Below are 25,613 nucleotides of genomic sequence, written 5' to 3'. Positions count from 1 at the left end.
TTAAATCCTTATTTTTGATAACCTTGTGGGGCGTAAGCAAATGTGCTAGAAATCCCGCGAAGTCTGGTGATTGCCTTGCTGATATGCTCTATGGCATAATCAATCTCGGCCTCTGTATTAAAGCGAGAAAGTGAGAGGCGAAGCGCTGTGTGAGCTAGCTCTTTATCTGCGCCGATTGCTTCCATGATTGGGTTATTTTCTAGTGCTTCGCTAGCGCATGCTGAGCCCGTGCTAGCAGCGATTCCTGCTTTGTTCAAATCCCAAAGCATAGCCTCGCCCTCTACGCCTTGAATCGAGGCTAAAATCGTATTTGGCACACGAATTTCGCGCTCTCCCACGACATAGACATGTGGGATTGCAAGCAAAGCGTCCTCTAATTTATCGCGTAGCCTTTTGACATGCGAATTTTCAAAAGCCATAAATTTATTCGCTAACTCCATTGCCTTGCCAAGTCCTACTATGCTAGCGACATTTAGCGTGCCAGATCTGCGCCCACCCATGTGTTCGCCACCGTGAAGCAGGCTAGTAAGCGGTTTGCTATCTTTGATATATAGCGCGCCAACGCCCTTTGGAGCGTGAAATTTATGCCCAGAAAGGCTTAAAAAATCCACGCCTGCTGCGCGCACATTTACAGGGATTTTTCCCATTGCTTGCACAGCGTCTGTGTGATAAAGTGCGCCAAATTCGTGCGCAATATCTGCGATTTGCTTTACAGGGAAAATCGTGCCTGTTTCGTTGTTTGCCCACATTACGCTAACAAGGGCTGTTTTGTCGTTGATTTTCTCTCTTAGTTCATCTAGGCTGATTAAGCCGTTGCTATCCACGCCTAGCCTGATGATTTTGACCCCGCACACTCGCTCCAAAAACTCACAGGTCGCGCTGATAGCTGGGTGCTCGACAGAGCTGATTATGATATTGTCCTTTTCGCCTGATAAAATTTTGTCGTAATAAATCCCTTTTAAAACCCAGTTGTTGCTCTCTGTCGCACAGCTTGTGATGACGATATCGTCCGCGTCTGCTGCGCCAATCCCCTCGTATAGCTCGTCCATAGCCCGCCTTAGAGCTGGGTGGGTTTCGCTACCGAAGCTATGTAGTGAATTTGGGTTTCCAAATTTTTCACAAAAATATGGCTTCATCGCCTCAAAAACTTCGGGATCGACCATAGTTGTAGCGTTATTGTCTAAATAAACACGCTCCATAAATTTCCTTTCTTAAATTTTTATTAATGAGATATATTTAATCTTTTGAAAGCTAGTTTGATAATATAATCATTAGACTAAATTTCACCTTAACTTACCGACGCTAAAATCCAAATGTTTTTGGCGAATTTATCAAATCAAAAAACTCTTTTCTAGTGTCGTTTCGGCTGATAAATAGCCCGCGCAAAGCCGAAGTTGTCGTGGTGGAGTTGATTTTTTGCACGCCACGCATTTCCATACACATGTGGCGGGCTTGGATTACGACGCCCACGCCAAGGGGCTTGATGACCTCTTGGAGCGCATTTGCGATTTGTTCTGTGAGTTGTTCTTGGATTTGTAATCTTCGCGCGAAAATATTTACCATACGCGGAATTTTGGATAGTCCAACGACCTTTTTATTAGGTATATACGCCACATGCGCCCGCCCAATAATAGGCAAAAGGTGGTGTTCGCAAAGGCTGTAAAATTCAATATCCTTAATAAGCACCATTTCATTATTTGAGCTCTCAAAAAGCGCGTCATTTAGCACATCTTTGGGGTCTTGCTCGTATCCGCTAGTAAGAAATTCATACGCTTTTGCCACACGCATTGGCGTTTTTATTAACCCTTCGCGCTTAGGGTCTTCGCCGAGCAAAGTTAGCATTTTAGCGACACAAGAAGCAAATTCTTCTCTGCTTTTTTCGTCCATATTTTTCCTTTAAAATTTTTCGCGCATATTACTTAAACTCCCCTTTTATAACGCTAAAATTTAAAAGCAAAATTTAGCCCCAAACAATAAAATTTGCCAAATTTTAAAATTATTAAGCAAAATTTTGGTATATTCTGCGCTTTAATTTTAAAATTTTTTAAAAGGAAATTTATGGAAATCAATGCAAAGCTAACAAACTCTGCTAACGCAGTAGCAAGCACAAAAATCGATGCAGACACTATCGCTAAAAAAGTAGATGATCTTGCTAAAAAAGCCGCCAAAAACCTTAAAATCGACGGTTTCAGAAAGGGCAAAGTCCCAGTAGCAGTCGTGATGAAACGATACGGCGCGCAGTTAGAACAAGACGCAAAACAAGAGATTTTTAAAAATATCATCGACGAATCAATCAAAAGCGTAAATAAAAAAGCCGATGAAGTAATCGGCGAGCCAATTTTTTCTAAATACGATGAAAAAGACGGAAATATCGATGTAGAGATGGAAATTTCTTTCCGCCCAGAAGTCAATATCGACGGATACGAGGAGCTAATCCCTGAGTTTTCGACACCTCGCGTAACCAAAAAAGAGATTGAGGACGAGATAAATAAAATTTTACTAATGGTCGCTCCACTAGAAAAATCAGATAAAACAGAGCTTGAAAAGGGCGATTTTGCCAAATTTGACTTCAAAGGTTTCGTTGATAATGAGGCTTTCGAGGGTGGCGAGGCAAAAGATTATGTGCTTGAAATCGGCTCAAATCAATTTATCCCGGGTTTCGAGGATGGTATGATTGGTCTAAAAGTCGGCGAGGAGCGCGATGTAAGCGTGAAATTCCCAGCTGAATACGGCGCGAAACACCTTGCAGGAAAAGACGCGATTTTTAAAGTAAAACTACATGAAATTCAGTGCAAAAAACCAGCCACTGAACTTGATGAGGATATGCTAAAACGCATACTTCCAGGCGAGGAAAAACCTACAAAAGAAAAGGTTGAAAGCACGATTAAAGAACAGCTTAAAAACGACAAACTTCGCAAAAAAATCGAAGAAGAGTTAAAACCAAAAATGGCTGATGCTTTGGCTGAGAAATTTAACTTTGATTTGCCAAAATCAATCGTCGAGCAAGAGATAAATTTACAATTCAACAACGCTTGGCGTTCATTTGATGAGGCTACAATCGAGGAATTTAAAAAAGATCAAAAAGCAATCGAGAAAAAACGCGATGAATTTAGAGCCGGCGCAGAAAAAAGCGTAAAAATCACATTTTTGATCGACGCTTTGGCTAAAAAACGCGGTATTGATGTAAGTGATCAAGAGCTAATCCAAGCTATTTACTTCGAAGCCTATTCAAACGGCCTAGATCCGAAAGCTCACCTTGAAGAATATCGCAAAAGAGGCGTTTTGCCAGCTGTTAAAATGGCGCTAATCGAGGAAAAACTTTTCAACAATATTTTTAGCAAAAACAAAGACGACAAAGAAGGCGAATAATGTTTTTACCTTATGTAATCGAGCAAACAAGCAGGGGCGAGAGAAGCTATGATATCTACTCTCGCTTGCTTAAAGATCGCATTGTAATGCTAAGTGGCGAAATCAACGACGATGTAGCCAGCGCAATCGTAGCCCAACTGCTATTTTTAGAGGCAGAAGATCCAGACAAAGATATCTATATGTATATCAACAGCCCTGGTGGCGTGGTTACGAGCGGATTTAGCATTTATGATACTATGAATTACATCAAACCAGATGTCAGCACGATCTGCATAGGTCAGGCTGCTTCAATGGGCGCATTTTTGCTTAGTTGTGGCACCAAGGGCAAACGATACGCCCTACCAAATGCGCGCATTATGATTCACCAACCTCTCGGCGGAGCGCAAGGCCAAGCCACTGATATCGAAATCCAAGCAAAAGAAATTTTGCGTATGAAATCGCAACTAAATCAAATTTTAGCCCAAAACACAGGCAAAAATTTAAGCGATATCGAAAAAGACTGCGAGAGAGATTTTTTCATGAGCGCGAAAGAGGCCAGCGAATATGGACTAATCGACAAGGTATTGGAAAAGAGCTTTAAATAATGGTTTTAGAAATTCTTACATATCCGAACAAAAAACTCCATGTTCGCTCCAAAGAAGTCGTCAAATTTGACGATGAGCTGGCGAAATTTTTAGACGATATGTATGAAACCATGATAAGCAAAAACGGCATTGGACTAGCTGCTATCCAAGTGGCTAATCCAATCAGAGCCGTTGTGATAAATTTAGTCAACGAAGAGGGCGTGCAAGACAAAGCCGATTTGCTCGAACTCATAAACCCCGTAATCACACAAAAAGAAGATGAAATCATCTACCAAGAAGGTTGCCTTAGCGTGCCAGGATACTACGAAGAGGTCAAAAGAGCGCGCAAAATCATGCTAAATTACCAAGATAGAAATGGCGAAAAACACGAGCTAAGCGCCGATGAGCTTTTGGCTGTGTGTATCCAGCACGAGCTAGACCACCTAGACGGGCACCTTTTTATCGAGCGCATAGGCTACAACAACCGCAAAAAATTTGACAAAGAATACCGCAAAAACAAAAAAGAAAAATCAAAATGAAATCTCTAAAATGCGCTGTTTTTACCGATACTTTAATCAGTGTCAGTGTAGAAAGCACATTTGTAAGAGGCCTTCCTGGCTTTAATATCGTTGGCCTTGCCGGAACCACGATTAAAGAGAGCGAAAGCAGAGTAAAAGCTGCTTTGCTAAGCCTAAATTTCAAATTCCCAGCCTCTAAAATCATTATAAATCTCTCCCCCTCTGATGTGCCCAAAAACGGCTCGCACTTCGACCTTGCAATCGCGCTTTTAATCGCTTTGCAAAAAGAGAGCTTTGGAGACGATTTTTTCGTATTTGGCGAGCTTGGACTTGACGGGGCGCTCAAATCCACGGCCTCTTTGTTTTCGACGCTGCTGTTTTTAAGCGCGCATGTGAAAAATGCTAAAATTTTAGTCCCAAAAGAAATCGCGCTTAGAGCCTGCACAATCCCAAATTATGAGGTTTATGCGGTCGAAAATTTAGCAGAAGCGATTAGATTTTTTAGCGATGATGAATTTGCCGCAACCTGCCTTATAAGCGAAACTCACCCGATTTTTAAAGATGTTATCAAAATCGGCGATGAAATTTATGTCCCAAACCGAAATTTCACCCTAAATTTCAAAGACATAAAAGGCCAAGAAAGAGCCAAAAGAGCGAGCCTAATCGCCGCTAGCGGTATGCATAACATACTCTTTGAGGGTAGCCCAGGGTGTGGCAAATCAATGTGCGCTAAACGCATAGCCCAAATTTTGCCACCTCAAAGCGTGAGTGAGATTTTGCTTTCGTGCGCTTACGAGTCATTAAACAACAAAAATGTCGATTTTAGCGCACTCAGAGCCTTTCGCTCGCCTCATCACACAAGCACTAGAAGCTCGATTTTCGGCGGTGGTTCGCTTGGAGCGCGTATCGGCGAGGTGGCTTTGGCAAACGGCGGCGAGCTGTTTTTCGATGAGCTTCCGCACTTTGGAAAGCAAATTTTAGAAAGCCTGCGAGAACCACTCGAAGATAATAAAATTTTAATCTCACGGGTAAATTCCAAAACAGAGTATGAGACGAAATTTATCTTTGTCGCAGCGCAAAACCCCTGCCCGTGCGGACATTTGTTTTCGCAATCGACCTCATGCTCGTGCTCGGCAAACGAAATCAAAAAATACAAAAGCGTGATTTCTGGGCCACTGCTTGATAGGATTGATCTATATGTGGCTATGGACGAGGTCAGCAAGGATGATAGAGCGAGCATATCTAGCGAGGAGATGTATGAGAGGGTGGTGTGCGCCTTTCGTGCGCAAAAGCTAAGAGGGCAAAACGAGCTAAACGCGAAATTAAGCGATAAGGATGTGGAGAAGTTTTGCGTTTTGGAATCAAGTGCGCAAAATATCCTAGAAAGCGCGATTAGCAGGTATAATCTAAGCCAAAGAGGGATTATAAAAACCAAAAAAGTAGCGCGAAGTATCGCCGATCTAAGCGATAGCGAGGTCATCGCAAAGGCCCATTTACTCGAAGCCCTGAGCTTTCGAACTAGGAGCGAGATATGAAAAATTTGTATTTTAGCACAGCCGAATTTGACAAAAACGCAAGCCAAAATTTAGGCATTGATGAGAAAATTTTAATGGAAAACGCCGCTAGTGGCGTAGAAATTTTAATCCGCAAAAAGCTGAAAAAGGGGGCAAAAATTTTAGCCCTATGTGGGGCAGGAAATAACGCAAACGACGCTATTTGCGTGCTTCGCAGGCTAAGCGGGGATTATTTGTGCGAGGCGTTTTTAATCTTTGGCGAGCCAAAAAACGAAGCGTTTAAATTTCAAAGCGAAATTGCCAAAAAAGTCGGCGTGAAATTTAGCCAAAATTTGGAAAATTTCAAATTTGATTGCATAATCGACGGCGTTTTTGGAAGCGGTTTATCGCGCGATATGGATAAAAAAGTATGCGAGATACTAGGGCGTGCTAACCATGCCAAAGCCCTAAAAATCGCCATTGATATCCCAAGCGGAATTGATTTGGCTGGCGTGCCAAGACCTATGGCGTTCGAGGCGGATTACACGGTGTGCATGGGAGCGCTGAAAATCTCGCTTTTTAGCGATTTGGCAAAAGATTTTACCGGCAAGATAAAACTGGCAAATTTAGGCATTTGCGAGGATAAATTTGCCACTTCGCCTGATGCGTTTTTGCTAGAAAAATCTGATTTACGCCTGCCATTTCGAAAGAAAAAAAACACAAACAAAGGCGAATTTGGCCATGCCTTTATCGCCTCTGGCGAAATGAGTGGCGCAGCCCAAATCGCCGCCCTTAGCGCACACGCAATCGGCGCAGGGTTGGTAAGCGTCGTAGGCAAGGTAAAAAATCTAAATCCGATTTTAATGCGCAAAAACGAGTTTTTGGGCGCTAGCGCAATCGGGGCTGGTATGGGGCTAGGAGGGGCGAAATTTGACACGCAAATCCTAGCTAACACGCCTTGCGTCATCGACGCGGATTTGTGCTACTCTGACTCAATCATTGAAATTTTGCAAACCAACGAAAACGCCGTTATCACGCCACACCCGAAGGAATTTTCCGCCTTGCTAAACTTGGCAAAAATCGCAAATTTAAGCGTGGGAGAAGTGCAAAAAGACCGCTTTGCCTTAGCGCGCAAATTTTCGCTTGCTACCAAATCTGTGCTCGTGCTAAAAGGCGCAAACACCATTATAGCGCACCGTGGCGAGCTTTTTGTGTGTGAGAGGGGAGTTAGCGCGCTAGCCAAAGCAGGCAGTGGCGATGTGCTCTCAGGCCTAATCACAGGACTTTTAGCCCAAGGTTATAGCTCGCGCGAAGCCGCGATAAATGGCGTTTTGGCCCATGCCTTAGCTGGGCGAAATTTTAGGAAAAACTCATATTCACTAAACCCATTTGACATCATCGAGGAGATAAAATGGTTACGAAAAAAATAGCCGTGCTTTTTAGCGGCAGCGGAAGTAATTTAGAGGCGATTTTAGAAAAGCTTCATGGCAAAATTTTTGGCGATATTAAAATCGAAGTCGTGCTAACACTAACTAACAAACCTAACGCGTTAGGTATCCAAAAAGCCGAAAAATACGGACTAACAAGCGTTGTTATTGATCATAAAGCGTTTGTTAGTAGAGAAGAATTTGACGCAAAAGTAGTAGAAGTTATCAAAAAAAGTGGCGCCGAGCTAACTGTGCTAGCGGGCTTTATGAGAGTGCTTACGCCGGTATTTTGCGAGCAAATCAGAGCGATCAACCTGCATCCGTCGCTTTTGCCACTTTTCAAGGGCGCACACGCAATCGACGAGAGCTTTGCAAGCGATATGCAAGTAGGCGGTGTGAGCGTGCACCTAGTCAGCGCAGAGCTTGACGGAGGCAAAATCATAGCCCAAGAGGCTTTTGCCAGAGAGGGTAAGACGCGCGATGAGTGGGAAGCCAAAATCCACGAAATCGAGCATGAAATACTGCCTCGCACAATAGTTAAAATTTTAAAAGGTGAGATTTAAAATTTGGTTTTGATTGAAATTTACACCGCTAAATTTCAATCAAATTTCATTAAATTTGTTCGGTTTTTCCAAGCATTTCTTTGATTTTTTCTTTTACACTTTCTAACCCCGATTTTAATGGGAAAATTTTGTTTGGATTTGGAAAATTATTACTCATTTTTTTCCTTTAAACTGACCCTTTTATTTTTTAAAATTTTTTTCCAAAATATAAACTCAGCAATAGTTTCAATAAAGAATACAAATAGAAAAAACATTGGAATAATAATTATAATACCAGCCAACCCAGCCGCCATAATAGCGTGTTCAATTGGCTCACTATCAAGCAAAGCCAATAGTCCCAATAAAATGGACAAAAGATAAAAAAAATGCAATAATGCCGAAAGTTTGAAATCAATATAATCTGTCATCAAATATGCTTTTACAATCAGCAAAAAACCTAAAATTGGCAAAATAGCTATAAATTTCGCATACTCTTTAATATAATCCAAATAACCAAACGAAATCCAATATAATGAAATTAGCGTAATTCCTACGATAAGTATTTTAAAAAGATTTGCTTTGTTGCTGTTTTTTAAAAATATTTTAAATTTAAAAGCCCTTATCGAATAAATCACAAAATAAGACAAGGCAAAATAAAATTCAAATTTGCTAGAAAACGAAAGAAAAAACGGAATAAATGCCATAGCAAAAAATAATGAAACAAAAATTTGTAAAATTGACAAATTTTTAATCACTTTTGAATTTTTTAATTCTAATGGGCAAATTTCATTTGGATTTGGAATAATTTTCATATTTATTTCTCTCAAATTTATAAATCAAAAATCCTGAAACCTGCGAGATTTTTCTTTTATGACAACTTGTGTGATATTTTGCTCCGATAATCTTACAAATTCAGAAAAATCTACTTCTTTAAATTTGCCGTCTTGTTTATAAAGATAATATTTGCATGGGATAATAGAACCAGTCGGATTAAAAAAGCATTTTATATCTTTTATAATTCCATTTATTTCATCAGCATCTATAATTACAAGCAAATTTTCTTTATTTTTATCTGAAAGAATACTTGTAAGTTTGCTTTGTTCAAAATTTCGTATATAAAATTCATAACTGTGCAATGGTAAAGTACTAGTGTTTTTGCTATTATTAGCAAACCTAATAAGATGTATCGTCCCAGTATGCAATCTAGGTGTAAAAAGCGCAATTCCTATAAATACCAAAATAACCACCAAAAAAGCGTTGAAAATTTTCCTTTTTTTGCTTATTTTTGTTCCCATTTACGACCTCAAATTTTACCCATAAATTTTCTTTAAATTCCCCAAATTTGCACTTGCATTTAGTAGAAGTAAATCGGCTAAAATCAGCCGTAAAAGTGCCGTGCAGACGACACTGCCACGCACTCCGATACAAGGATCGTGGCGACCACGAAGCGAACAAATCGTTTCATCGCCGTTTTTATCAATCGTCGGCTGGTCAGCAAAAATGCTAGGCGTTGGCTTAAAATGCGTTTTTATGATGATTTGCTCTCCCGTTGTGATACCGCCTAGAATGCCCCCTGCGTGGTTTGATTTAAAGCCATTTTTATCCATAAAATCATTATTTTGTGAGCCAAATTTGCTTGAAGTTTCCACGCCGTCGCCGATTTCTACGGCTTTTACGCCATTTAGCCCCATGAACGCCCCGCCGATTAACGCGTCAGCCTTAGCATAAAGTGGCTCTCCAAGCCCCTTTGGCACGCCATTTGCGATTGTTAGCACACTCGCACCCACGCTCTCGCCCTTTTTCTTTAAATTTGCTATAAGCTCTTTTTGCGAATTCTCCGCGCCCTTATCCAGTGCGAAAATCTCGCTATTTTGGGCATTTGCGAAGTCTAAATTCTCAGCCTTTATCTCGCCTACGCTTAAAACTCCGCTTTTCACGCTCACGCCAAATTCATTTAAAAGCATTTGTGCAAACGCGCCACCTGCGACCCTTATCGCCGTTTCTCTTGCCGAGCTTCTTCCCCCGCCTCTGTGATCCCTAATGCCGTATTTAGCAAAATAGCCAAAATCAGCGTGTCCCGGGCGAAAAAGCTCTTTTAAATTTTCATAGTCTTTTGAGTGCTGATTTGCGTTGTAAATCACAAAAGCTATCGGCGTTCCCGTGCTAAGCCCGTCAAACACTCCGCTTAAAATCTGCACTTCATCGGCTTCTTTGCGAGAAGTGGCAAATTTACCGCCCGGTTTGCGTCTGTCTAGTTCGGCTTGTAAAAATTTAGTATCGATTTTCACGCCCGCTGGAAAACCGTCCAAAACCCCACCAATCGCCACGCCGTGGCTCTCCCCAAAAGTCGAAAGCCTGAGTTTTATACCTAGTGTGTTCATTTTTTATCCTAATTTTTTTCTAAAATCTCAATCGCAATCTTTGCTGCCTTTTGCTCGGCCTCTTTTTTGCTGTTTCCGATGTCCCTAGCAAACTCCTTGCCACCCACGAAAACCGCCATTTCAAAGCTTTTTTTATGATCAGGTCCAGTTGAGCCTAGCAAGCGATACTCGGGCGTAACGCCGAATTTTGCCTGCGTGATTTCTTGAAGTGAGGTTTTATAATCCTTCACAAGTTCGTTAAATTCGATCTTTGGATAAATTTTTTCTAGCAGAGTGGTTACGATTTTGGCCGTTTTTTCTAGCCCCACCTCCAAATACAGCGCGCCAATCGTCGCCTCAAAAGCGTCTGAAAGTAGCGAGTTTTTCTCCCTGCCGCCGTTTTTTTCCTCGGAAGCCGACATATTCAGACACGCCCCAATCCCCAAAAACCTAGCAAATTTTGAAAAACTCGTCTCATTGACAAGTGCCGCGCGCAGTTTGCTGAGATCGCCCTCATTTGAGTTAAATTTCACAAACAAATACTCCCCCACTATCAAATCCATAACTGCATCGCCCAAAAACTCCAATCTCTCGTTGTTTGCGCCATTTTTGGCGCTTCTGTGCGTTAGCGCGACTGCAAGCCTTGCTTTATCCTTAAATTTATAACCAAGTTTTTCTTCTAAATTTGATAAATTTTGCATTTTTTTCCTTTATTAAATTTGCAAAAATTCTTAAATTTAGCAACGCTCATTGCAAAATTTAAGCCTTTTTATACTTTTGCGCCTCGCCCCTAGCTAGGCTGTCGCAAGCCTCATTTTGCGGGTGTCCAGCATGCCCTTTGATCCATACGGCCGTGATTTTATGGCCGTTTGCCACTCTGATATACTCCCTCCACAAATCCTCATTTTTTTTGTTTTTAAAATCCGTTTTTATCCACTTATGAAGCCACGAATTTATCGCATTTACCACATACTGACTATCTGTGATAAGCTCCACTTCGCATGGCTCTTTAAGCGCCTTTAAGCCCATAATCGCCGCGGTTAGCTCCATTTGGTTGTTTGTAGCGCACGCATTGCCGCCACACTCGCATTTTTTAGCGCCCTTGTATTCTAAAATATACGCCCAGCCCCCAGCTCCTGGGTTTCCAAGACTGCTACCGTCGCTAAAAAGTCTGACTGATTTCATTGTTTGCTTCCGAGATTTTCGCGCCAACACCCACGCTAGCCATTTCGTAGCACACAGGACAACGATGAGAAAATATCCCCACCTGGCTTTTGCATTTCGCGCACGAATACGAAAACGCTAAACTAGCCCCCGCAAATCCCGCTTCCTTCATCGCTACAAGGGCGTTTATTTCGAAATTTTGGCTAGGTTTTTCTGGCTTTTTCTCGCTTCTACCAAGCGCGTAAAACAGCGCATTATAGTCGCTATCGCCCAAATTTACGGCTGTTTTTAGTGGATAGATTAGATCAATCACTTCGCTTAAATTTGGAAATTCGCTAAATTCGCCAAATGGCTCTTTGTTTTTGATAAAAAGCTCTATGCAAAATCTCTTTGCACCCTTGAAATTTAGGGCTAAAATTTGCCTTATTTTCTCGCTAAATGGCGTGTTTGCGTCATTTGCTATGATTTGAGCTCTGATATATTGCGCGCCTTGCCAGACATCTACGCCTTGTTCTTGCAGCGCGTCTAAGACCTGCAACGCCTCGTCAAACCTGCGAAGCCTCTCATAAATCACGGTTAGGTGATTTAGCGCGGTTTGATTGCGTGGGCGCAGACGCAAAGCCTCCAAAAACACCTCCTCAGCCCTGCCCATAAATCCAGCTTTAAAATACACAATGCCTAAATTTGTCAGCACAAACTCCCTTTGTGCGCCGTTTGTGGTTTTATTTAGCGCGATTAGATAAATTTCAATCGCCCGCTCATAATCCCCGCTTTTGACAAAAGAATTCGCTAACACCCCAAGGGTAGGTTGATCGATTTGCGGGCTTGATAAAAGCTCGCGGTGAGCGTCGCTAAGCGCGTCTAGGGTGTCAAATTTTTTGATAAAATTCTCTAAATTTGTCCTTTCGTTTTTTTTATGAAAAATCCCCCAAACATAGCTTAAAACGCTAACTAACAAAATAATGCTGATTAAAACAATTAGCCCAAAAATCGGATCGCGATCATCAAGAAAAAAATTGTCCAAATTTCGCCTCGTGGTATAAAATAAAGGGCGATTATAGCAAAGTGTGGGTATAATTTGCAAATGATTAAAAATGAAAGTATTGAAAGGCTTTTAGCCGTCGCTGATATCGTAGATGTCGTAGAAAGATATGTCCCGCTCAAACGCTCTGGCTCAAATTTCGTTGGAATTTGCCCATTTCACGATGATTCGCACCCTAGTATGAGCGTGAGCTCACGGCTTGGGATTTTTCACTGCTTTTCGTGCAAGGCTGGTGGAAATGCTATAAAATTCGTCCAAGACTACGAAAAGCTAAATTTCAAAGAAGCCGTAGAAAAGCTAGCCTCGATGTATGGTTTCGAGCTCGAATACACAAATGAGCGCAATTTTCAACGCGAAGATAAAAAAATTTTAGAAATTCTAAATGCTTTTTACCAAAGCCAGCTTTATAACAATCCTAGCGCGGTAGAGTATCTGCACTCGCGCGGTCTTAGCGATGAGACGATACAGAAATTTGGCCTTGGCTGGGCTGGGCCTAGTGCGCAGACAATCCGTGTTTTGCAAAACGAGCAAATCGAAGCGCGCGACGCCTTTAATGTGGGCGCGATTAAGCAAAACGAGCGTGGAAGTTATGCTAGCTTTATCGAGCGCATTACATTTCCGATTCACAACCACACGGGCAAAATCGTGGGCTTTGGCGGGCGCACGATTAGTGGAAATCCCGCCAAATATGTAAATTCGCCCCAGTGCGCGGTTTTTGATAAATCGCGGATTTTTTACGCTTACAATCTAGCCAAAAAAAGCGCGTATGATAAAAAAACCCTCATCATCACAGAGGGCTATATGGATGTCATAATGCTTCACCAAGCAGGTATCGACAACGCAGTAGCCGTGCTCGGCACAGCTTTGACGCCACTACATTTGCCACTGATTAAACGCGGGGATTTGCGCGTGATTTTAAGCTTCGACGGAGATAGCGCAGGAATCAACGCTGCGATAAAAAGCGCTAGACTCTTATGCGCAAACGGCATTGATAATAGCGTGGTTATCATAGGCGGTGGCGCAGATCCAGCCGATATGGTGCAAGCTGGCAAAGTGCGCGAACTAGCCCAAATTTACGCTAATGGCATGGAGGGCGGAGAGTTTTTGATCCGTGAAATCGCCAGAAAATACGACCTAACTCGCCCTGTGCAAAAAGAGCAGGCTCTAAATGAAATCAAAGAATTTACTAACGCGCTAAATCCCGTGGTGGCGCAGTCATATACGAGTTTGGTAGCGCAAATTTTAGATGTTTCGCCTAGTGCGTTTTCGCTAAGTTCAAATTCGGGTGTGAGCGCAAATTTCGCGCCAAAGCAAAATTTAAAACCGCAAGAAAACGCGCCAAAACCAGATGGCTCAAATTTAAAAGACATAACCGAGCTTCAAGTCATAAAATCCATGCTTTTAAACGAAAATTTCATGGCAAACGGCCTAAACTGCCTTAGCGTGCAGGATTTCCGTATGCATGGCAGGGTGTATGAAGCCCTAATATCAGCGCAAAAAAGCGAAGATGACGAGCAAAGTCTGCGCGCGCTTGCCTTGGATAATAAAATTTTAGCCATTACAAATGAGACAAATTTTATCAAGGCCTGCATGCTTCTTCGTCGCAGGGTTTTAGAGGAGCAAATGCAAAAATTGCTTGTTTCAAACGACCCTGATAGGCTCGATAAAATCCTCGAATATCAAAAAAAAATAAACGAATTAAAAGGAAAAAAATGAAGGCACTCGCACTTTTTAGCGGTGGGCTAGATTCAATGCTAGCCATAAAATTAATAACTATGCAAAATATCGGTGTTACGGCACTTTATATGGATATTGGCTTTGGTGGTAAAGATGATAAAAGCGAGATTATGAGCGAGCGAGCGCGCATGGCTGGGGCTGAGTTTTTGCGCGTAGATATCAGAGATGAGTATTTGCAAAATGTGCTTTTTAGCCCAAAATACGGCTATGGCAAGCAGTTTAATCCCTGCATAGACTGCCACGGATATATGTTTAAAACTGCGCTTTCTATGCTTGGTGCAATGGGGGCTAGTTTTGTGATTTCTGGCGAGGTGCTAGGACAGCGCCCGATGAGCCAAAGAGCCGCTGCAATGGCGCAGGTGCGCAAACTAAGTAGCGATGAAAATAACCTAATCTTGCGCCCGCTAAGCGCGAAACTAATGGCACCAAGCGCACCTGAAATCAACGGCTGGGTCGATCGCGAAAAACTGCTAGATATCAGCGGCAGGGGGCGAACGCGCCAAATGGAGTTAGCGGGGGAATTTGGCTTCGATGATTACGAAACGCCAGCTGGCGGGTGTTTGCTTACGATCCAAAGCTACGCTGATAAAATCAAAGATATGATGAAATTTGAAAAATTGCAGACTTCGCAGGACGCTGAAATTTTAAAATTTGGCCGTCATTTGCGCCTAAGTGGTGGTGCAAAAATGATAATCGGACGCAACGAAGATGATAATGCGCGCCTAAGAAATATCCAAAATCCAAAATTTGTGCGCATTAAATTTATCGAGCCACTCGTAGGTGCATACTCGCTCATTTCGCGTGGTGCTAGTCGCGATGACATGGAGTTAGCGGCGAAATTTGCACTAACTTATATGAAATTTCAACCGAGCAAAAGCTATGAAGTCATCATTGAAAACGAAAAATTTATGGCCACGCCGTTTGAGGATAAGGCCGAAGCGCAAAAATATTTTATTAATTAAATTGTTATATAATAGTAATAAACTATATAAGCTTTAAGAAAGAGAGGTATAGACTATGGAAGATATTGTAAGGCGCAAATTTGTGAAAATGGCAGGAGCCGCAGCGGCACTTGGAGCTCTCTCAAACTATGCTAGCGCAGCAGAGAAAAAAGAGGAAACAAACGCGCCTAAAACCCCAGTCGCTGGTGTCGGCGGAGAACGCTATGTCCCGTATGACCAGCGAAAAGGGCCTGAGTCTTATGTGTATTTTACAAGGGATCTCTCTCCCGCAGGACTAGCCAAAATATTTGATAAAATCAAAGGCGTATTAGTCGGCAAAGTCGCGGTTAAACTCCATACCGGAGAACCACACGGTCCAAATATTATTCCACGCCCATGGGTAAAGGAGCTTATGAGCTCTCGTCTTCCTAACGCCTCTATTGTAGAGACAAACACATATTACGCAGGTGCAAGGTATAACACAGAAGATCATCGCAAAACTCTCGAAACAAATGGCTGGACCTTTTCTAGGGTAGATATAATAGACGAAGCTGGCACCACATTGCTACCAGTACCACATGGCAAATGGTTTAGCGAAATGTCTATGGGAAAAAATATTCTTGATTATGATTCGTTTCTTGCCCTTACTCACTTCAAGGGACACATGATGGGGGGATTTGGAGGCTCGAATAAAAATATCGGTATCGGTTGCGCTGACGGACGAATAGGCAAAAAATGGATCCACTCCGCAGAGGGTAAAGATCAGTGGAGCATCAGCGAAGAAGAGCTTATGGAGCGCATGAGCGAATCTAGTAAAGCAATAACGACATATTTCGCTCACAAAATCGCCTTTATAAATGTATTGCGCAATATGAGCGTTTCTTGCGACTGCGAAGGAACTGGCGCAGATCCTGTCGTGACTCCTGATATCGGCATTGTCGCCTCGCTTGATATCCTAGCAGCAGATCAGGCTTCGGTTGATCTCGTCTATGCCTTGCCAAAGTCATCAAAGCACGATCTCGTCGAGCGCATAGAAACTCGCCATGGGCTTAGACAGCTTTCGTATATGAAGGAAATGGATATGGGCAACGACCGCTATCACCTGATAGATATAGATAACGGCGATGTGGAAATCAAAGTAGCAGACGCCGTAAAGGGTATCAGCGGAAAATGGGTCTCTGATGGTCAGTAAATAAAACTATCAGTAAAATTCATTGGGCATAAATTTAAAATTTTATGCCCAATCTGTCATTGCGAGAAGCGATAGCGACGAAGCAATCTACGAATTTAAAATTTAAGGTTAGTGTTTTTGCAAAATTTCAAAATTTTGCCTAAAATTTAAGAAATCGTTCAATGTTAAATTTCGCGCGAATTTAACACAAATTTCAACTCCACTCTGGCTGAAATGTGCAGTGTGCGATACGCAAATTTTGCATTAAATTTTGCGATAATTCACCGATGATTTGCGAAAATTTATCCAAATTTTCCCTCTCTATGACGATATGAGCCGTCAAAACATAAAAATTATGCGTAATTTCGCTGAGGTGAATATCGTGCGTATCCAGCACAAACTCATGCGATAAAATTTCATTTTTTATGCTTTGTATAGGTATCGGCGAAGTCTCTAAAAGCACATTTACGCTATCTTTCGCCAAAGAATATGACCATTTTCCAATCACAAAGGCAATCATCATAGCCAAAACGCAATCCACCCAAAACGCACCCGTAAAATACACAATCACAGCACCCAAAATGACGCCAACCGAGCTTAGCAAATCGCTCATCATGTGTATGAAGCTTGATTTTATATTTATATTTTGCATATCAGCTTTGATTAGCAAAAGTCCGCTCATCGCATTTGCTACAAGCCCGATAAAAGCAGCTACCAAAAGCGTTTTTGCGTCTATGCTTTCAGGGTTTATCAGTTTGCACACAGCCTCATACACGATAAAAATAGCAAATCCAAAACTCAAAAGCGAATTTACAAAAGCCACCAAAATCTCAGCTCTAAAAAATCCAAATGTCCGCTCGCTCCCACCGCTAAATTCCGAAATTTTCACCGCAAAATAGCTTAGGCTTAGGGCAAAAGCGTGGCTAAACATGTGCAAAGTATCGCTTAAAAGCGCGAGAGAATTTGTAATGATAGAATAAACGAATTGAAAAATCATCGCAAAAATCGTAATAGCAATACAAATTTTAAGCATTTTTTTGTTTGTGTTCGCCCACACTGCGTGGCTGTGATCGTGGTGCGAGTGAGCGTGGTCGCGAAAATGCTCGTGGCTATGCGAGTTGCCATGAGAGTGGCTGTGCGAGTGCGACGCTTGGCTTGGGATAATAGGTTTATGGCTATAAAAATCGTGTTTGCAAGTCATAAAAAACTCCGTGATTGATTTGGCTAGCCTATATCGCAAATTCGCTTAAAATTTATTTATCAGCAAGCGCGCAAGGAAACTTGACGCTATAAAATCACCACTTCTTCGTGTAAATCCACGCCGAATTCGGCTTTTACGCGCATTTTGGCTAAATTTATGAGCGTGATTGCCTCAAAATATGTAGCCCCGCCGTAGTTGATGAGAAAATTTGCGTGAGCCTCGCTAAATCCGCACCCGCCGACACGAAAGCCCTTTAAGCCTACTGCTTCGATGAGCCTGCCAGCGCTATCGCCCCCTGGGTTTTTAAAACAGCTTCCAAAACTTGCACCACGCGGCTGATTTGCTCGTTTTTTTGCGATTTCGTCGCTTAAAAGGGCGTTAAATCCGTGCGAAACTCTAAATTTAGCTTCTAAAATAATACCCTTAATTTCGCTGTGGCGATAGGCGAAATTTAACTCGTCTTTGCCAAATTCGCCCTTGTTTGTGCAAACGCTAATGAGATTTTGCGAAATTTCAAAGCCCATAAGTCCTGCGTTCATCGTAAGAAGTCCGCCAAGTGTGCCCGGGATATTTTTTAAAAACTCGAAATTTGCGAGATTTTGCTGTTTTGCAAAGTTGTAAATTTTAGCGCTTTTTGTTTTTGCACCGATTTTTAAAATGTCGCCGTCAAGCGAAATAAAGTCAAATTTATCGCTTAAAATTCCTAATTGTGGCGGATTTGGCGAGATTAAAAGATTATTTGCCCCACCCACGACAAAGCCGTTAAATTCGCTGTTTTCGTCTAAAATTTCAACTTTTTCCACACCACCGATTTTCACCGAACTATATTTCGAAAAGTCAATTTCCTTATAAATTTTCGCCATAACTATGCCTTAAAATTTTTGCGTTATTATACAATATTTTTAAATTTGAAATTATTTTTCTTGCGACGGCAACTCAATTTTTTGTTCCACATGAATGGCATTATTTAGTAAATCCAACATTTCTATCATATTATAGTTTTTTGCAAAATTTATAAAGATATTTTTTGCTTTTTCATTTTCTAAAATTCCATTGTCAATCAAAATTTTTAAGGCGTTTAGATTATTTGTAAAGGCGACATATTTAACCGAAGAAATTAAAGTTTTTTCTATTTCTTCATTTAATTTTCTATATTTTAGATATTCTTGCAAATATTTTATTCCATTATTTTGTGCTTGTTTAAATTCCAATGAATTTATAAGTTTTTCATAGTTTTCGTCAATTCCATTCTTCCAATATAAACTCAATTCATCACTATATTTATACATAGGATGTGAAAAAATAAAAAATAGCACTACATCATCAATTGCTCCGTTTTTTAAATAATATGAAAACATTTCGAAATTATCAGACATTAAAGCTATACTTAGCACATTGCTTTCTGGATATTTATGTTTTTTTCCTAGATATACACTTTGTTTATTTATATTAAGACCGTTTTTTAAAAGCATATCTGAAATTTTAATTCTATCTTTATTTTCAAATGGATATACGATTAAAGAACCGAACAATGTGTGTTTTTCATTTTTTATTCCACTATTTAAATCTGGCTTATAACTTAAAAGCAAATTTAAAACATTATACAAATGCTCTGCATCGTAAGATTGTGTAGCCCACATTTGAGCTAGTGGGACTTTTGTTGTATCAAGAAATAAATCTTGATTTATTAAATTTGGATTTTTATCAAGCATAGATTTTAGGTTTGAAAAATCCTTTGTAACAAAAGATTTTTCAAGCTCTAAGCAAACTTTATCTTCATCGTCAATATCTAAATTTGCAATATCTACTTCTAAAATTTCATCATAAGAATTTTGTAATTCTTGCTTTCTTTTTTCGCATTCTTCTTTTTCACAACTAACAATAAAATTCCAAAGACATTGAGAATTTTTGCAATTTGTATAATCTGCTGATTGCAGTTTATTTAACATCATTTCGTCTAATTTATGTGCAAAAATAAAATTTGTTAAAAAAATATTAAAACTAAAATAATTTTTTTCATTAAATTCCTTTGAATTTTGTATAAACGCTTGCTCTATTTTATTAAAAAAGCATAAATTCTCAAATTTTTAATTATTTTAACGATATATCAAATAAAAAATTTACAACCCAAAAAGACGCCAATAGCGTCGTTAGCCTACCACGCAATACTTCGCATTTCTAACAATGAGAAATTCAACTATTCCTAATTTCCTTATATTCCGTCGGTATCAGCATATCTCTCGCGCAAATTTGTTCGCTGTAAAAGCCATTTTCAAAGCCCAAATCAAAAAGCTTTTGCACTGCTTTTAATTGCGTTTCGTTCATCGTAATCGAATTTTCGTTTGCGTAAAGTCCTAAATATTTTTCTAGCTTTTTATCATCAACTCGCACCAAATTTCGCTCAATCAACATTTTTGAAAGCAAAGATTTATTTGCGTGAGCGACCCGCACGGCGTCAGTCAGCACCCTTTCACATTCAATCGCGTCAGTTAGTGGCAGAGATCTGCGAAGCGCCATACCGCCAAGCGGAAGCGGTAAATTTTCGCCGTTTAACTCGCTCCAAATGTCCCAAATTTCGCGCTCCACGCAAAGCTCATTAGAAAAATCCAAAATGCTCTCGTGTATCAGCACCCCGGCATCGACTTCTCCGCTAAGCACGGCATTTTCAATCTCTAAGAAATTTTTATACACAATTCTAGCGTTTGGGTAAGCAATGCGAAAAATCATCGCATTTGTCGTGTGTTCGCCACTTAGGGCGACTTTGAAATTCGGTTTTAGCTTCACGCCTTTTTTCTTTATCAGTTTTGGACCATATCCTTCGCCAAAGCTCACAGCTGTGCGAAGTAGAGCATAATCAGCGTAAATTTTTGGATACAATGCAAAAGAGATAGCACAAACATCATAAGTCCCAGCAAGACTTGCCAAATTTAGCGTCTGAATATCGTCTGCTTTATTAGAAAATCTCAGCCACGAAGAACCAACCCAGCCAAATTTTATCGCCATATACATAAAAATATCGTCCGCATCGGGCGAGTGAGCAACGCTAATGTTTTTCATAATCTTACCTTAAATTTGATTTTGTGCAATCATAACAAAAAAGGGTTAAATTTCGCCATATCACACAACCTATTATTAAAGTTATTTTGCTAAAATCAGCGGTAAATTTTTTTTAAGGAACACTATGGACGAAGGAAAGAAAAAAACCCTTGACGCCGCGCTAAAATCGATTGACAAAGCGTTTGGCAAAGGCACTTTGGTTCGCCTTGGCGATAAACAAGTCGAGGCAATCGACGCGATATCCACAGGCTCAGTCGGCCTTGATATCGCCCTTGGAATCGGTGGCGTGCCAAAGGGCAGAATTATCGAAATTTACGGACCAGAAAGCTCTGGTAAAACTACTTTGACACTTCATATCATCGCCGAGTGCCAAAAGGCTGGCGGAATTTGCGCATTTGTCGATGCCGAGCACGCGCTAGATGTCAAATACGCCGCAAATTTGGGCGTGGATACAGACAATCTATATGTAAGCCAACCAGACTTTGGCGAGCAGGCCCTTGATATCGTCGAAACCCTAGCCAAAAGTGGCGCAATTGATTTGATTATCGTTGATAGCGTCGCGGCGCTTACGCCAAAGAGCGAAATCGACGGCGATATGGGCGATCAGCATGTAGGACTTCAAGCAAGGTTAATGAGCCAAGCACTTCGCAAACTCACAGGCGTCGTGCATAAAATGGGAACAACAGTGATTTTCATCAACCAAATTCGTATGAAAATCGGTATGACAGGATACGGCTCGCCAGAGACCACCACAGGCGGAAATGCGCTGAAATTTTACTCATCAGTGCGTATTGATATTCGCAAAATCGCCACACTCAAACAAAACGAGGAACCAATCGGCAACCGCGCGAAGGTAAAAGTGGTCAAAAATAAGGTCGCTCCGCCGTTTAAAGTGGCAGAATTTGACATTATGTTTGGCAAGGGCGTTTCCAAAGTCGGCGAATTGATTGATTATGGCGTCAAACTAGATATTATCGATAAAAGTGGCGCGTGGTTTAGCTATGGCGATACGAAGCTTGGTCAAGGCAGAGAAAATGCCAAAATTTACCTAGAAAATAATCCGAGCGTGGCCGATGAAATTCTAGGCAAAATAAAAGAACAAATGGGAAGCGAAGGCGTGAATTTAAGCGATTCTAGCGATGATGATAAAGGAGAAGAATAATGGTATTTGTAGAAAATGTGTATGCAATCGAGGTTTTAGATAGCAGAGGTAATCCGACGGTCAAAGCCACAGTCGAGCTAAGCGACGGCACGGTAGCGAGCGCAGTAGTGCCAAGTGGGGCAAGCACAGGCAAAAGAGAGGCTTTGGAGTTACGCGATAAAGACGCAAGATTTGGCGGAAAAGGCGTGCTAAAAGCGGTCGCTAATGTAAATGAAGCAATCGCTGAGGCAATTGTGGGAGCCGATGCGTATAATCAAAAATTTATCGATGATACTATGTTGGAACTTGACGGCACTGAGAATTACTCAAATTTAGGCGCAAATGCTGTTTTGGGCGTCTCTATGGCGGTTGCGAGAGCGGCTGCAAAAAGCCTAAATATGCCACTATATCGCTATTTAGGTGGCGCAAACGCTAGCATTTTGCCTGTGCCAATGTTTAATATCATAAACGGTGGCGCACACGCAAACAACAGCGTGGATTTCCAAGAATTTATGATTATGCCGTTTGGTTTCGATAATTTCAGCGACGCTTTGCGCGCAGCAGCTGAGATTTATCAAACTTTAAAGAAAATACTAAACGACGCAGGTCATAGCACAGCTGTGGGCGATGAGGGCGGTTTCGCACCAAATTTAAAAGACAACGAAGAGCCGATTAAAATCATTATGAGCGCAATCGAAAAGGCTGGATACAAACCAGGCGAGCAGATTAAAATCGCCCTAGATGTCGCTTCTAGCGAGCTTTACGAGGACGGAAAATACAAATTAGAAGGCAGAGAATTCACAAGCGAAGAGTTGATTGAATACTACGCGAATTTGTGCGAAAAATACCCAATTTTCTCAATCGAAGATGGTCTAAGCGAAGATGACTGGGACGGCTGGAAAAAGCTAACCGAGCGCCTTGGCAAAAAAGTGCAACTCGTGGGCGATGATTTGTTTGTAACAAACGAGAAAATTTTGCTAGAAGGTATCAAAAAAGGCGTGGCAAATGCGATTTTGATTAAACCAAATCAAATTGGCTCTGTGTCGCAAACCATGCAAACCGTGCGCCTAGCGCAACGCAACGGCTATCGCTGCATTATGAGCCACAGAAGCGGCGAGAGCGAAGATGCGTTTATCGCTGATTTTGCGGTCGCGCTAAATACAGGCGAAATCAAAACAGGCGCTACTTCAAGAAGCGAGCGCAACGCAAAATACAACCGCTTGCTTGAAATCGAGTGCGAAAGCGACGAATTTTTGGGCAACAAACTATAATGCTTTTTAAAAAAAAGGGTAGTGGTGCGCGCGAGCTTGGCTCTTACGCCCAGCGCGCACAATTTGGCGACGATAGCGAAATTTTAAGCCAAATCGGGGCTAAATTTTACGATGAGCAAGAGGGCAAAAGTGAAAATTTAGCCCGGGATTTCTACGAGCAAGAATTCGGCGCAAATTCGGCGCAAAAGCCAAATTCGGGCGCAAATTTTACGCCAAATTCTAGCCAAAATTCAGGCGCGAAAACGCGCGCCCCGCAAAGCCCAAATTCGCAAAATTCTCAAAATTCGCCAAAATTTAGCAAACCTAGAAATTTCAGAAAAATCGAATCGCCATTTAAAAAAATCGCCATTGCGCTTTGCGGGCTAGTGGCTATCGCTTATGCTGGATTTTTCTTATACGATGTGCTTTTTGGCAAGCGCTCGTTGGAGGTTTTGCGCGATTTGCAAAAGCAAAAGGCGTTTTTGTTTTCGGATATCGAGAGGCTAAAAAGCGAAAACGCCGAGCTTCAAAAGACATATTTGGAGCGCAGATTGCTGGATCCGGATTTGGTTAAATGAAAATTTTACTACCCCTTTTATGCGCAGTTTTACTGCTAGGCGATACGAATTCTAGCGCGGATTTAGACGCCAATTCCACAAACAAAGACAAAAATTCAAGCGCAGAGCAAAATTTAAGTGCGCCTAAATTTCAAGTTATAAAACCCATAATCCCGCCAGATGACTTTACCTCGCAGCTCTTTTCGCTACCCTCAAACGCCAAGGTAATCACACAAATCATAGTGCGTTACAGCGACGAAAATGGCGCAATACAGGAAAAAATCATCGACATAAATCGCTCTGTGGATTGGCGAGATGATTTTATGCTAAGCGCGCGAGCTAAACCTGCACTTTCTAAAATTTTAGATGTTTCTGTCACTTCAAACGACCCAAATTTGGAGCAAAACGGCGGTATTTCTATGCCTAAGCCATATTTTACGCCACGCCTTGATTTGCCGTTAGAGACGATTAAATTTGATGATAAATTGCAGTTCGTTATCAAAAATCATAGCCTTGAAATCATCACAAAAGATGAGATTAAATCCCTCGACACAAACAAAAGCAAATTTGCAAAAATCGAGCTTTTTAGGGACGAAATGAAGCTTAGTCAGGCTGGATTTATGGTAAATGTGGGCGGGTTTTATGACATTAATATCACCAGAGATGAGGGATTTTACAGCCTCGAAATCAGCGGCGAATCAAACGCTAGCTTTGAAAATTTCGCCAATGGCTACATAATCAAACTAAAATAAGGAGAGAGTATGACACATACAGAAATTTTAAATTTTCGCCACGCATGCAAAATTTTTGACGAAAACAAAAAAATATCAGACGAGGATTTCAGAGCAATCCTAGAAGCTGGAATTTTAGCTCCAAGCTCGACTGGGCTTGAACAATGGGATTTTTTGGTTATACAAAATGATGAAATGAAGCAAAAAATTTGCAATCTTTGCTGGAAACAGCCTCAAATCACCACCTCAGCGCGCCTTGTCGTAATCATGGCGAAAATTTCTGAGCTCAAAAACGGTAGCGAATACATCGCCAAAATGATTTCTCGCCGTGAGGACAAAAGCGCAGAAGAGCGCGAGGCAAGGGTAAAATTCTACGATGAATTTTTAAATGCAAATTTCAAAAATAACGATGAATTGCTATTTGGCTGGTCGCACGCTCAATGTATGTTCGCAGCGATGACTATGATGAACGAGGCCGCAAGCCGCGGGATCGATAGCTGCGCAATCGAGGGTATTGATGATAGGCTTGAACTAACAAGAGCGCTAGGATACGAGCCAAACGACCGCCGCGTGGCACTCGTGCTTCCGTTTGGATACCGCGTAAATCCGCAGCCTAAAAAACTACGCCGTGCATTTGACGATGTCGTAAAAGTGATAAAATAAAGGAAATTTCGTGAAAAAGCTTTTTTCTTTTGCCCTTGTTTGCGCACTTTTTGCTGGTTGTGCGCACAAGGCCGAGTTCAAAAACGGCGCAGATGTCGCCCCGTATGATGAAAATATCCTAGTCGCAAACGCCATGAGGGAAACTCAAATTTATATCCCGGCTGATATTATGAGCGAGCAAACTTTCGTCTCTTCAACTAGCCTTGGCAAAAAAAAGGATCTAACCCTTAGCCTTGGCGAGTTTGTCGGGGGCGAGACGAAGCGATTTATCGGCTCGTATTTGCTCCGCGCAAATCTCGTAAATGATGAAAAACTCATAAGCCAGACAGCGCTTTTAATCGTCCCACAAATCAGCGATTTTAAATTTGGCTTTTATAGCGCAGACGGCTTTGATGTGACAGCAAAGCCATTTATCAGCTACGATTTGAAGCTTAAAATTCTAAAAAACGGCAAGCCGATTTATAATAAAACAATCTCTACAAACGAGAGAAATTTCGGCGACAGCGAGTTTTTCGGCGGAGGTGATGGCTCGTATGAGCAACTAGCCGAAATTTTCCAAAAAGCCCTTGCCAACGACTACGCAATCCATGCCAGAGAGATTATCGATACGATAAATTTGGCAGATTAATCCAAATGCCCCTTTACCAAAAGGGGCTAAATTTGGTGCAAATCTAAAATAGCAAATT

The 25,613-nt window shown here is 41.4% G+C and carries 27 protein-coding genes; 15 read left to right on the top strand and 12 right to left on the bottom strand.

Going from position 1 to position 25,613, the window contains the following annotated elements; genetic code table 11:
* Positions 1 to 8: 8 nt before the first annotated feature.
* Entirely contained in the window at positions 9 to 1,199 is a 1,191-nt protein-coding gene (locus OFO07_RS04985) for a NifS family cysteine desulfurase (protein ID WP_270871156.1), read from the bottom strand.
* A 103-nt stretch (positions 1,200 to 1,302) separates the two neighbouring features.
* A complete protein-coding gene (gene folE / locus OFO07_RS04980; protein ID WP_270862978.1) occupies positions 1,303 to 1,887 on the bottom strand; it encodes a GTP cyclohydrolase I FolE in 585 nt (194 codons plus the stop codon).
* Positions 1,888 to 2,058: 171 nt separating this feature from the next.
* Here folE and tig point away from each other — a divergent pair, with 171 nt between their 5' ends.
* From tig to purN, 6 genes are read left to right on the top strand one after another with little or no spacing between them, the layout of a single operon-like run.
* Positions 2,059 to 3,369 carry a trigger factor gene (tig, locus tag OFO07_RS04975; RefSeq protein ID WP_270868512.1) on the top strand — a complete coding sequence of 437 codons (1,311 nt, stop codon included), beginning with the start codon at positions 2,059 to 2,061 and terminating at the stop codon, positions 3,367 to 3,369.
* Positions 3,369 to 3,953, top strand: a complete 585-nt coding sequence (gene clpP, locus OFO07_RS04970) for an ATP-dependent Clp endopeptidase proteolytic subunit ClpP (protein ID WP_270858485.1) — start codon at positions 3,369 to 3,371, stop codon at positions 3,951 to 3,953. Before tig ends, clpP begins: the two co-directional genes overlap by 1 nt.
* Positions 3,953 to 4,471, top strand: a complete 519-nt coding sequence (gene def / locus OFO07_RS04965; RefSeq protein WP_270871155.1) for a peptide deformylase — start codon at positions 3,953 to 3,955, stop codon at positions 4,469 to 4,471. The genes clpP and def overlap by 1 nt, the downstream gene beginning before the upstream one ends.
* Positions 4,468 to 5,985, top strand: a complete 1,518-nt coding sequence (locus OFO07_RS04960) for a YifB family Mg chelatase-like AAA ATPase (RefSeq protein ID WP_270871154.1) — start codon at positions 4,468 to 4,470, stop codon at positions 5,983 to 5,985. Before def ends, OFO07_RS04960 begins: the two co-directional genes overlap by 4 nt.
* A complete protein-coding gene (locus tag OFO07_RS04955) occupies positions 5,982 to 7,373 on the top strand; it encodes an NAD(P)H-hydrate dehydratase (protein WP_270871153.1) in 1,392 nt (463 codons plus the stop codon). Before OFO07_RS04960 ends, OFO07_RS04955 begins: the two co-directional genes overlap by 4 nt.
* A complete protein-coding gene (gene purN / locus OFO07_RS04950; RefSeq protein WP_270858489.1) occupies positions 7,355 to 7,933 on the top strand; it encodes a phosphoribosylglycinamide formyltransferase in 579 nt (192 codons plus the stop codon). Before OFO07_RS04955 ends, purN begins: the two co-directional genes overlap by 19 nt.
* Before the next feature lie 149 nt (positions 7,934 to 8,082).
* Here purN and OFO07_RS04945 read toward each other — a convergent pair whose 3' ends face one another.
* The 6 genes from OFO07_RS04945 to OFO07_RS04920 are packed head-to-tail and all read right to left on the bottom strand — an operon-like array spanning position 8,083 to position 12,460.
* Positions 8,083 to 8,739: a hypothetical protein gene (locus OFO07_RS04945; protein ID WP_270871152.1), complete on the bottom strand. Its 657-nt coding sequence runs from the start codon at positions 8,737 to 8,739 to the stop codon at positions 8,083 to 8,085.
* Positions 8,740 to 8,748: 9 nt separating this feature from the next.
* Complete coding sequence (locus OFO07_RS04940; protein ID WP_270871151.1) at positions 8,749 to 9,207, bottom strand: hypothetical protein; 459 nt, start codon at positions 9,205 to 9,207, stop codon at positions 8,749 to 8,751.
* A gap of 15 nt (positions 9,208 to 9,222) precedes the next feature.
* Entirely contained in the window at positions 9,223 to 10,293 is a 1,071-nt protein-coding gene (aroC, locus tag OFO07_RS04935; protein WP_270871150.1) for a chorismate synthase, read from the bottom strand.
* 8 nt (positions 10,294 to 10,301) lie between these two features.
* Positions 10,302 to 10,973, bottom strand: coding sequence for a ribonuclease III (rnc, locus tag OFO07_RS04930; protein WP_270864748.1), 672 nt, complete (start codon positions 10,971 to 10,973; stop codon positions 10,302 to 10,304).
* 58 nt (positions 10,974 to 11,031) lie between these two features.
* The gene (rnhA, locus tag OFO07_RS04925; RefSeq protein ID WP_270871149.1) at positions 11,032 to 11,457 is read right to left on the bottom strand and encodes a ribonuclease HI; all 426 of its coding nucleotides are present in this window, start codon (positions 11,455 to 11,457) and stop codon (positions 11,032 to 11,034) included.
* On the bottom strand, positions 11,435 to 12,460 hold the full coding sequence (locus tag OFO07_RS04920) for a tetratricopeptide repeat protein (RefSeq protein ID WP_270871148.1): 1,026 nt from the start codon (positions 12,458 to 12,460) through the stop codon (positions 11,435 to 11,437). Before OFO07_RS04920 ends, rnhA begins: the two co-directional genes overlap by 23 nt.
* Before the next feature lie 60 nt (positions 12,461 to 12,520).
* Between OFO07_RS04920 and dnaG the strand changes: the two genes are divergently transcribed.
* Genes dnaG through OFO07_RS04905 form a run of 3 tightly spaced genes read left to right on the top strand, consistent with a single transcriptional unit; the run spans position 12,521 to position 16,348 of the window.
* Positions 12,521 to 14,194, top strand: a complete 1,674-nt coding sequence (dnaG, locus tag OFO07_RS04915) for a DNA primase (RefSeq protein WP_270871147.1) — start codon at positions 12,521 to 12,523, stop codon at positions 14,192 to 14,194.
* Positions 14,191 to 15,177: an argininosuccinate synthase domain-containing protein gene (locus tag OFO07_RS04910; protein ID WP_270871146.1), complete on the top strand. Its 987-nt coding sequence runs from the start codon at positions 14,191 to 14,193 to the stop codon at positions 15,175 to 15,177. Before dnaG ends, OFO07_RS04910 begins: the two co-directional genes overlap by 4 nt.
* Positions 15,178 to 15,232: 55 nt before the next feature.
* Positions 15,233 to 16,348 carry a DUF362 domain-containing protein gene (locus OFO07_RS04905; RefSeq protein WP_270871145.1) on the top strand — a complete coding sequence of 372 codons (1,116 nt, stop codon included), beginning with the start codon at positions 15,233 to 15,235 and terminating at the stop codon, positions 16,346 to 16,348.
* A gap of 193 nt (positions 16,349 to 16,541) precedes the next feature.
* Here OFO07_RS04905 and OFO07_RS04900 read toward each other — a convergent pair whose 3' ends face one another.
* The 4 genes from OFO07_RS04900 to OFO07_RS04885 form a co-directional block, all read right to left on the bottom strand.
* Positions 16,542 to 17,528 (bottom strand): cation diffusion facilitator family transporter, encoded by a 987-nt coding sequence (locus OFO07_RS04900; RefSeq protein ID WP_270871144.1) that lies wholly within the window; start codon positions 17,526 to 17,528, stop codon positions 16,542 to 16,544.
* Between the two features lie 86 nt (positions 17,529 to 17,614).
* A complete protein-coding gene (locus OFO07_RS04895) occupies positions 17,615 to 18,391 on the bottom strand; it encodes a UDP-N-acetylmuramate dehydrogenase (RefSeq protein ID WP_270871143.1) in 777 nt (258 codons plus the stop codon).
* A 51-nt stretch (positions 18,392 to 18,442) separates the two neighbouring features.
* The gene (locus OFO07_RS04890) at positions 18,443 to 19,477 is read right to left on the bottom strand and encodes a hypothetical protein (protein ID WP_270871142.1); all 1,035 of its coding nucleotides are present in this window, start codon (positions 19,475 to 19,477) and stop codon (positions 18,443 to 18,445) included.
* Positions 19,478 to 19,721: 244 nt separating this feature from the next.
* A complete protein-coding gene (locus OFO07_RS04885; RefSeq protein WP_270871141.1) occupies positions 19,722 to 20,585 on the bottom strand; it encodes a menaquinone biosynthesis family protein in 864 nt (287 codons plus the stop codon).
* Positions 20,586 to 20,709: 124 nt separating this feature from the next.
* Between OFO07_RS04885 and recA the strand changes: the two genes are divergently transcribed.
* The 6 genes from recA to OFO07_RS04855 are packed head-to-tail and all read left to right on the top strand — an operon-like array spanning position 20,710 to position 25,555.
* Positions 20,710 to 21,747, top strand: coding sequence for a recombinase RecA (recA, locus tag OFO07_RS04880; RefSeq protein WP_270871140.1), 1,038 nt, complete (start codon positions 20,710 to 20,712; stop codon positions 21,745 to 21,747).
* Positions 21,747 to 22,997, top strand: a complete 1,251-nt coding sequence (gene eno, locus OFO07_RS04875) for a phosphopyruvate hydratase (RefSeq protein WP_270862959.1) — start codon at positions 21,747 to 21,749, stop codon at positions 22,995 to 22,997. Before recA ends, eno begins: the two co-directional genes overlap by 1 nt.
* Complete coding sequence (locus OFO07_RS04870; RefSeq protein WP_270871139.1) at positions 22,997 to 23,554, top strand: FtsB family cell division protein; 558 nt, start codon at positions 22,997 to 22,999, stop codon at positions 23,552 to 23,554. The genes eno and OFO07_RS04870 overlap by 1 nt, the downstream gene beginning before the upstream one ends.
* Positions 23,551 to 24,285, top strand: coding sequence for a hypothetical protein (locus OFO07_RS04865; protein WP_270871138.1), 735 nt, complete (start codon positions 23,551 to 23,553; stop codon positions 24,283 to 24,285). Before OFO07_RS04870 ends, OFO07_RS04865 begins: the two co-directional genes overlap by 4 nt.
* A 9-nt stretch (positions 24,286 to 24,294) precedes the next feature.
* Positions 24,295 to 24,927, top strand: coding sequence for an NAD(P)H-dependent oxidoreductase (locus OFO07_RS04860; RefSeq protein WP_270871137.1), 633 nt, complete (start codon positions 24,295 to 24,297; stop codon positions 24,925 to 24,927).
* A gap of 10 nt (positions 24,928 to 24,937) precedes the next feature.
* On the top strand, positions 24,938 to 25,555 hold the full coding sequence (locus OFO07_RS04855) for a hypothetical protein (RefSeq protein ID WP_270871136.1): 618 nt from the start codon (positions 24,938 to 24,940) through the stop codon (positions 25,553 to 25,555).
* Positions 25,556 to 25,613 lie beyond the last annotated feature (58 nt).

Source organism: Campylobacter sp. JMF_06 NA1, assembly GCF_027737785.1.
Lineage (GTDB): Bacteria > Campylobacterota > Campylobacteria > Campylobacterales > Campylobacteraceae > Campylobacter_B.
This window is presented reverse-complemented; position numbering and strand designations above follow the sequence as displayed.

Coding starts and splice junctions, on each gene's coding strand:
- OFO07_RS04890 (WP_270871142.1), bottom strand. CDS start 19,477: ATGTTAAATAAACTGCAATCAGCAGATTATACAAATTGCAAAAATTCT.
- OFO07_RS04910 (WP_270871146.1), top strand. CDS start 14,191: ATGAAGGCACTCGCACTTTTTAGCGGTGGGCTAGATTCAATGCTAGCC.
- OFO07_RS04865 (WP_270871138.1), top strand. CDS start 23,551: ATGAAAATTTTACTACCCCTTTTATGCGCAGTTTTACTGCTAGGCGAT.
- tig (WP_270868512.1), top strand. CDS start 2,059: ATGGAAATCAATGCAAAGCTAACAAACTCTGCTAACGCAGTAGCAAGC.
- folE (WP_270862978.1), bottom strand. CDS start 1,887: ATGGACGAAAAAAGCAGAGAAGAATTTGCTTCTTGTGTCGCTAAAATG.
- rnc (WP_270864748.1), bottom strand. CDS start 10,973: ATGCAAAATTTATCAAATTTAGAAGAAAAACTTGGTTATAAATTTAAG.
- OFO07_RS04955 (WP_270871153.1), top strand. CDS start 5,982: ATGAAAAATTTGTATTTTAGCACAGCCGAATTTGACAAAAACGCAAGC.
- OFO07_RS04895 (WP_270871143.1), bottom strand. CDS start 18,391: ATGGCGAAAATTTATAAGGAAATTGACTTTTCGAAATATAGTTCGGTG.
- purN (WP_270858489.1), top strand. CDS start 7,355: ATGGTTACGAAAAAAATAGCCGTGCTTTTTAGCGGCAGCGGAAGTAAT.
- def (WP_270871155.1), top strand. CDS start 3,953: ATGGTTTTAGAAATTCTTACATATCCGAACAAAAAACTCCATGTTCGC.
- OFO07_RS04870 (WP_270871139.1), top strand. CDS start 22,997: ATGCTTTTTAAAAAAAAGGGTAGTGGTGCGCGCGAGCTTGGCTCTTAC.
- eno (WP_270862959.1), top strand. CDS start 21,747: ATGGTATTTGTAGAAAATGTGTATGCAATCGAGGTTTTAGATAGCAGA.
- OFO07_RS04900 (WP_270871144.1), bottom strand. CDS start 17,528: ATGACTTGCAAACACGATTTTTATAGCCATAAACCTATTATCCCAAGC.
- rnhA (WP_270871149.1), bottom strand. CDS start 11,457: ATGAAATCAGTCAGACTTTTTAGCGACGGTAGCAGTCTTGGAAACCCA.
- recA (WP_270871140.1), top strand. CDS start 20,710: ATGGACGAAGGAAAGAAAAAAACCCTTGACGCCGCGCTAAAATCGATT.
- OFO07_RS04860 (WP_270871137.1), top strand. CDS start 24,295: ATGACACATACAGAAATTTTAAATTTTCGCCACGCATGCAAAATTTTT.
- clpP (WP_270858485.1), top strand. CDS start 3,369: ATGTTTTTACCTTATGTAATCGAGCAAACAAGCAGGGGCGAGAGAAGC.
- OFO07_RS04885 (WP_270871141.1), bottom strand. CDS start 20,585: ATGAAAAACATTAGCGTTGCTCACTCGCCCGATGCGGACGATATTTTT.
- aroC (WP_270871150.1), bottom strand. CDS start 10,293: ATGAACACACTAGGTATAAAACTCAGGCTTTCGACTTTTGGGGAGAGC.
- OFO07_RS04985 (WP_270871156.1), bottom strand. CDS start 1,199: ATGGAGCGTGTTTATTTAGACAATAACGCTACAACTATGGTCGATCCC.
- dnaG (WP_270871147.1), top strand. CDS start 12,521: ATGATTAAAAATGAAAGTATTGAAAGGCTTTTAGCCGTCGCTGATATC.
- OFO07_RS04960 (WP_270871154.1), top strand. CDS start 4,468: ATGAAATCTCTAAAATGCGCTGTTTTTACCGATACTTTAATCAGTGTC.
- OFO07_RS04905 (WP_270871145.1), top strand. CDS start 15,233: ATGGAAGATATTGTAAGGCGCAAATTTGTGAAAATGGCAGGAGCCGCA.
- OFO07_RS04940 (WP_270871151.1), bottom strand. CDS start 9,207: ATGGGAACAAAAATAAGCAAAAAAAGGAAAATTTTCAACGCTTTTTTG.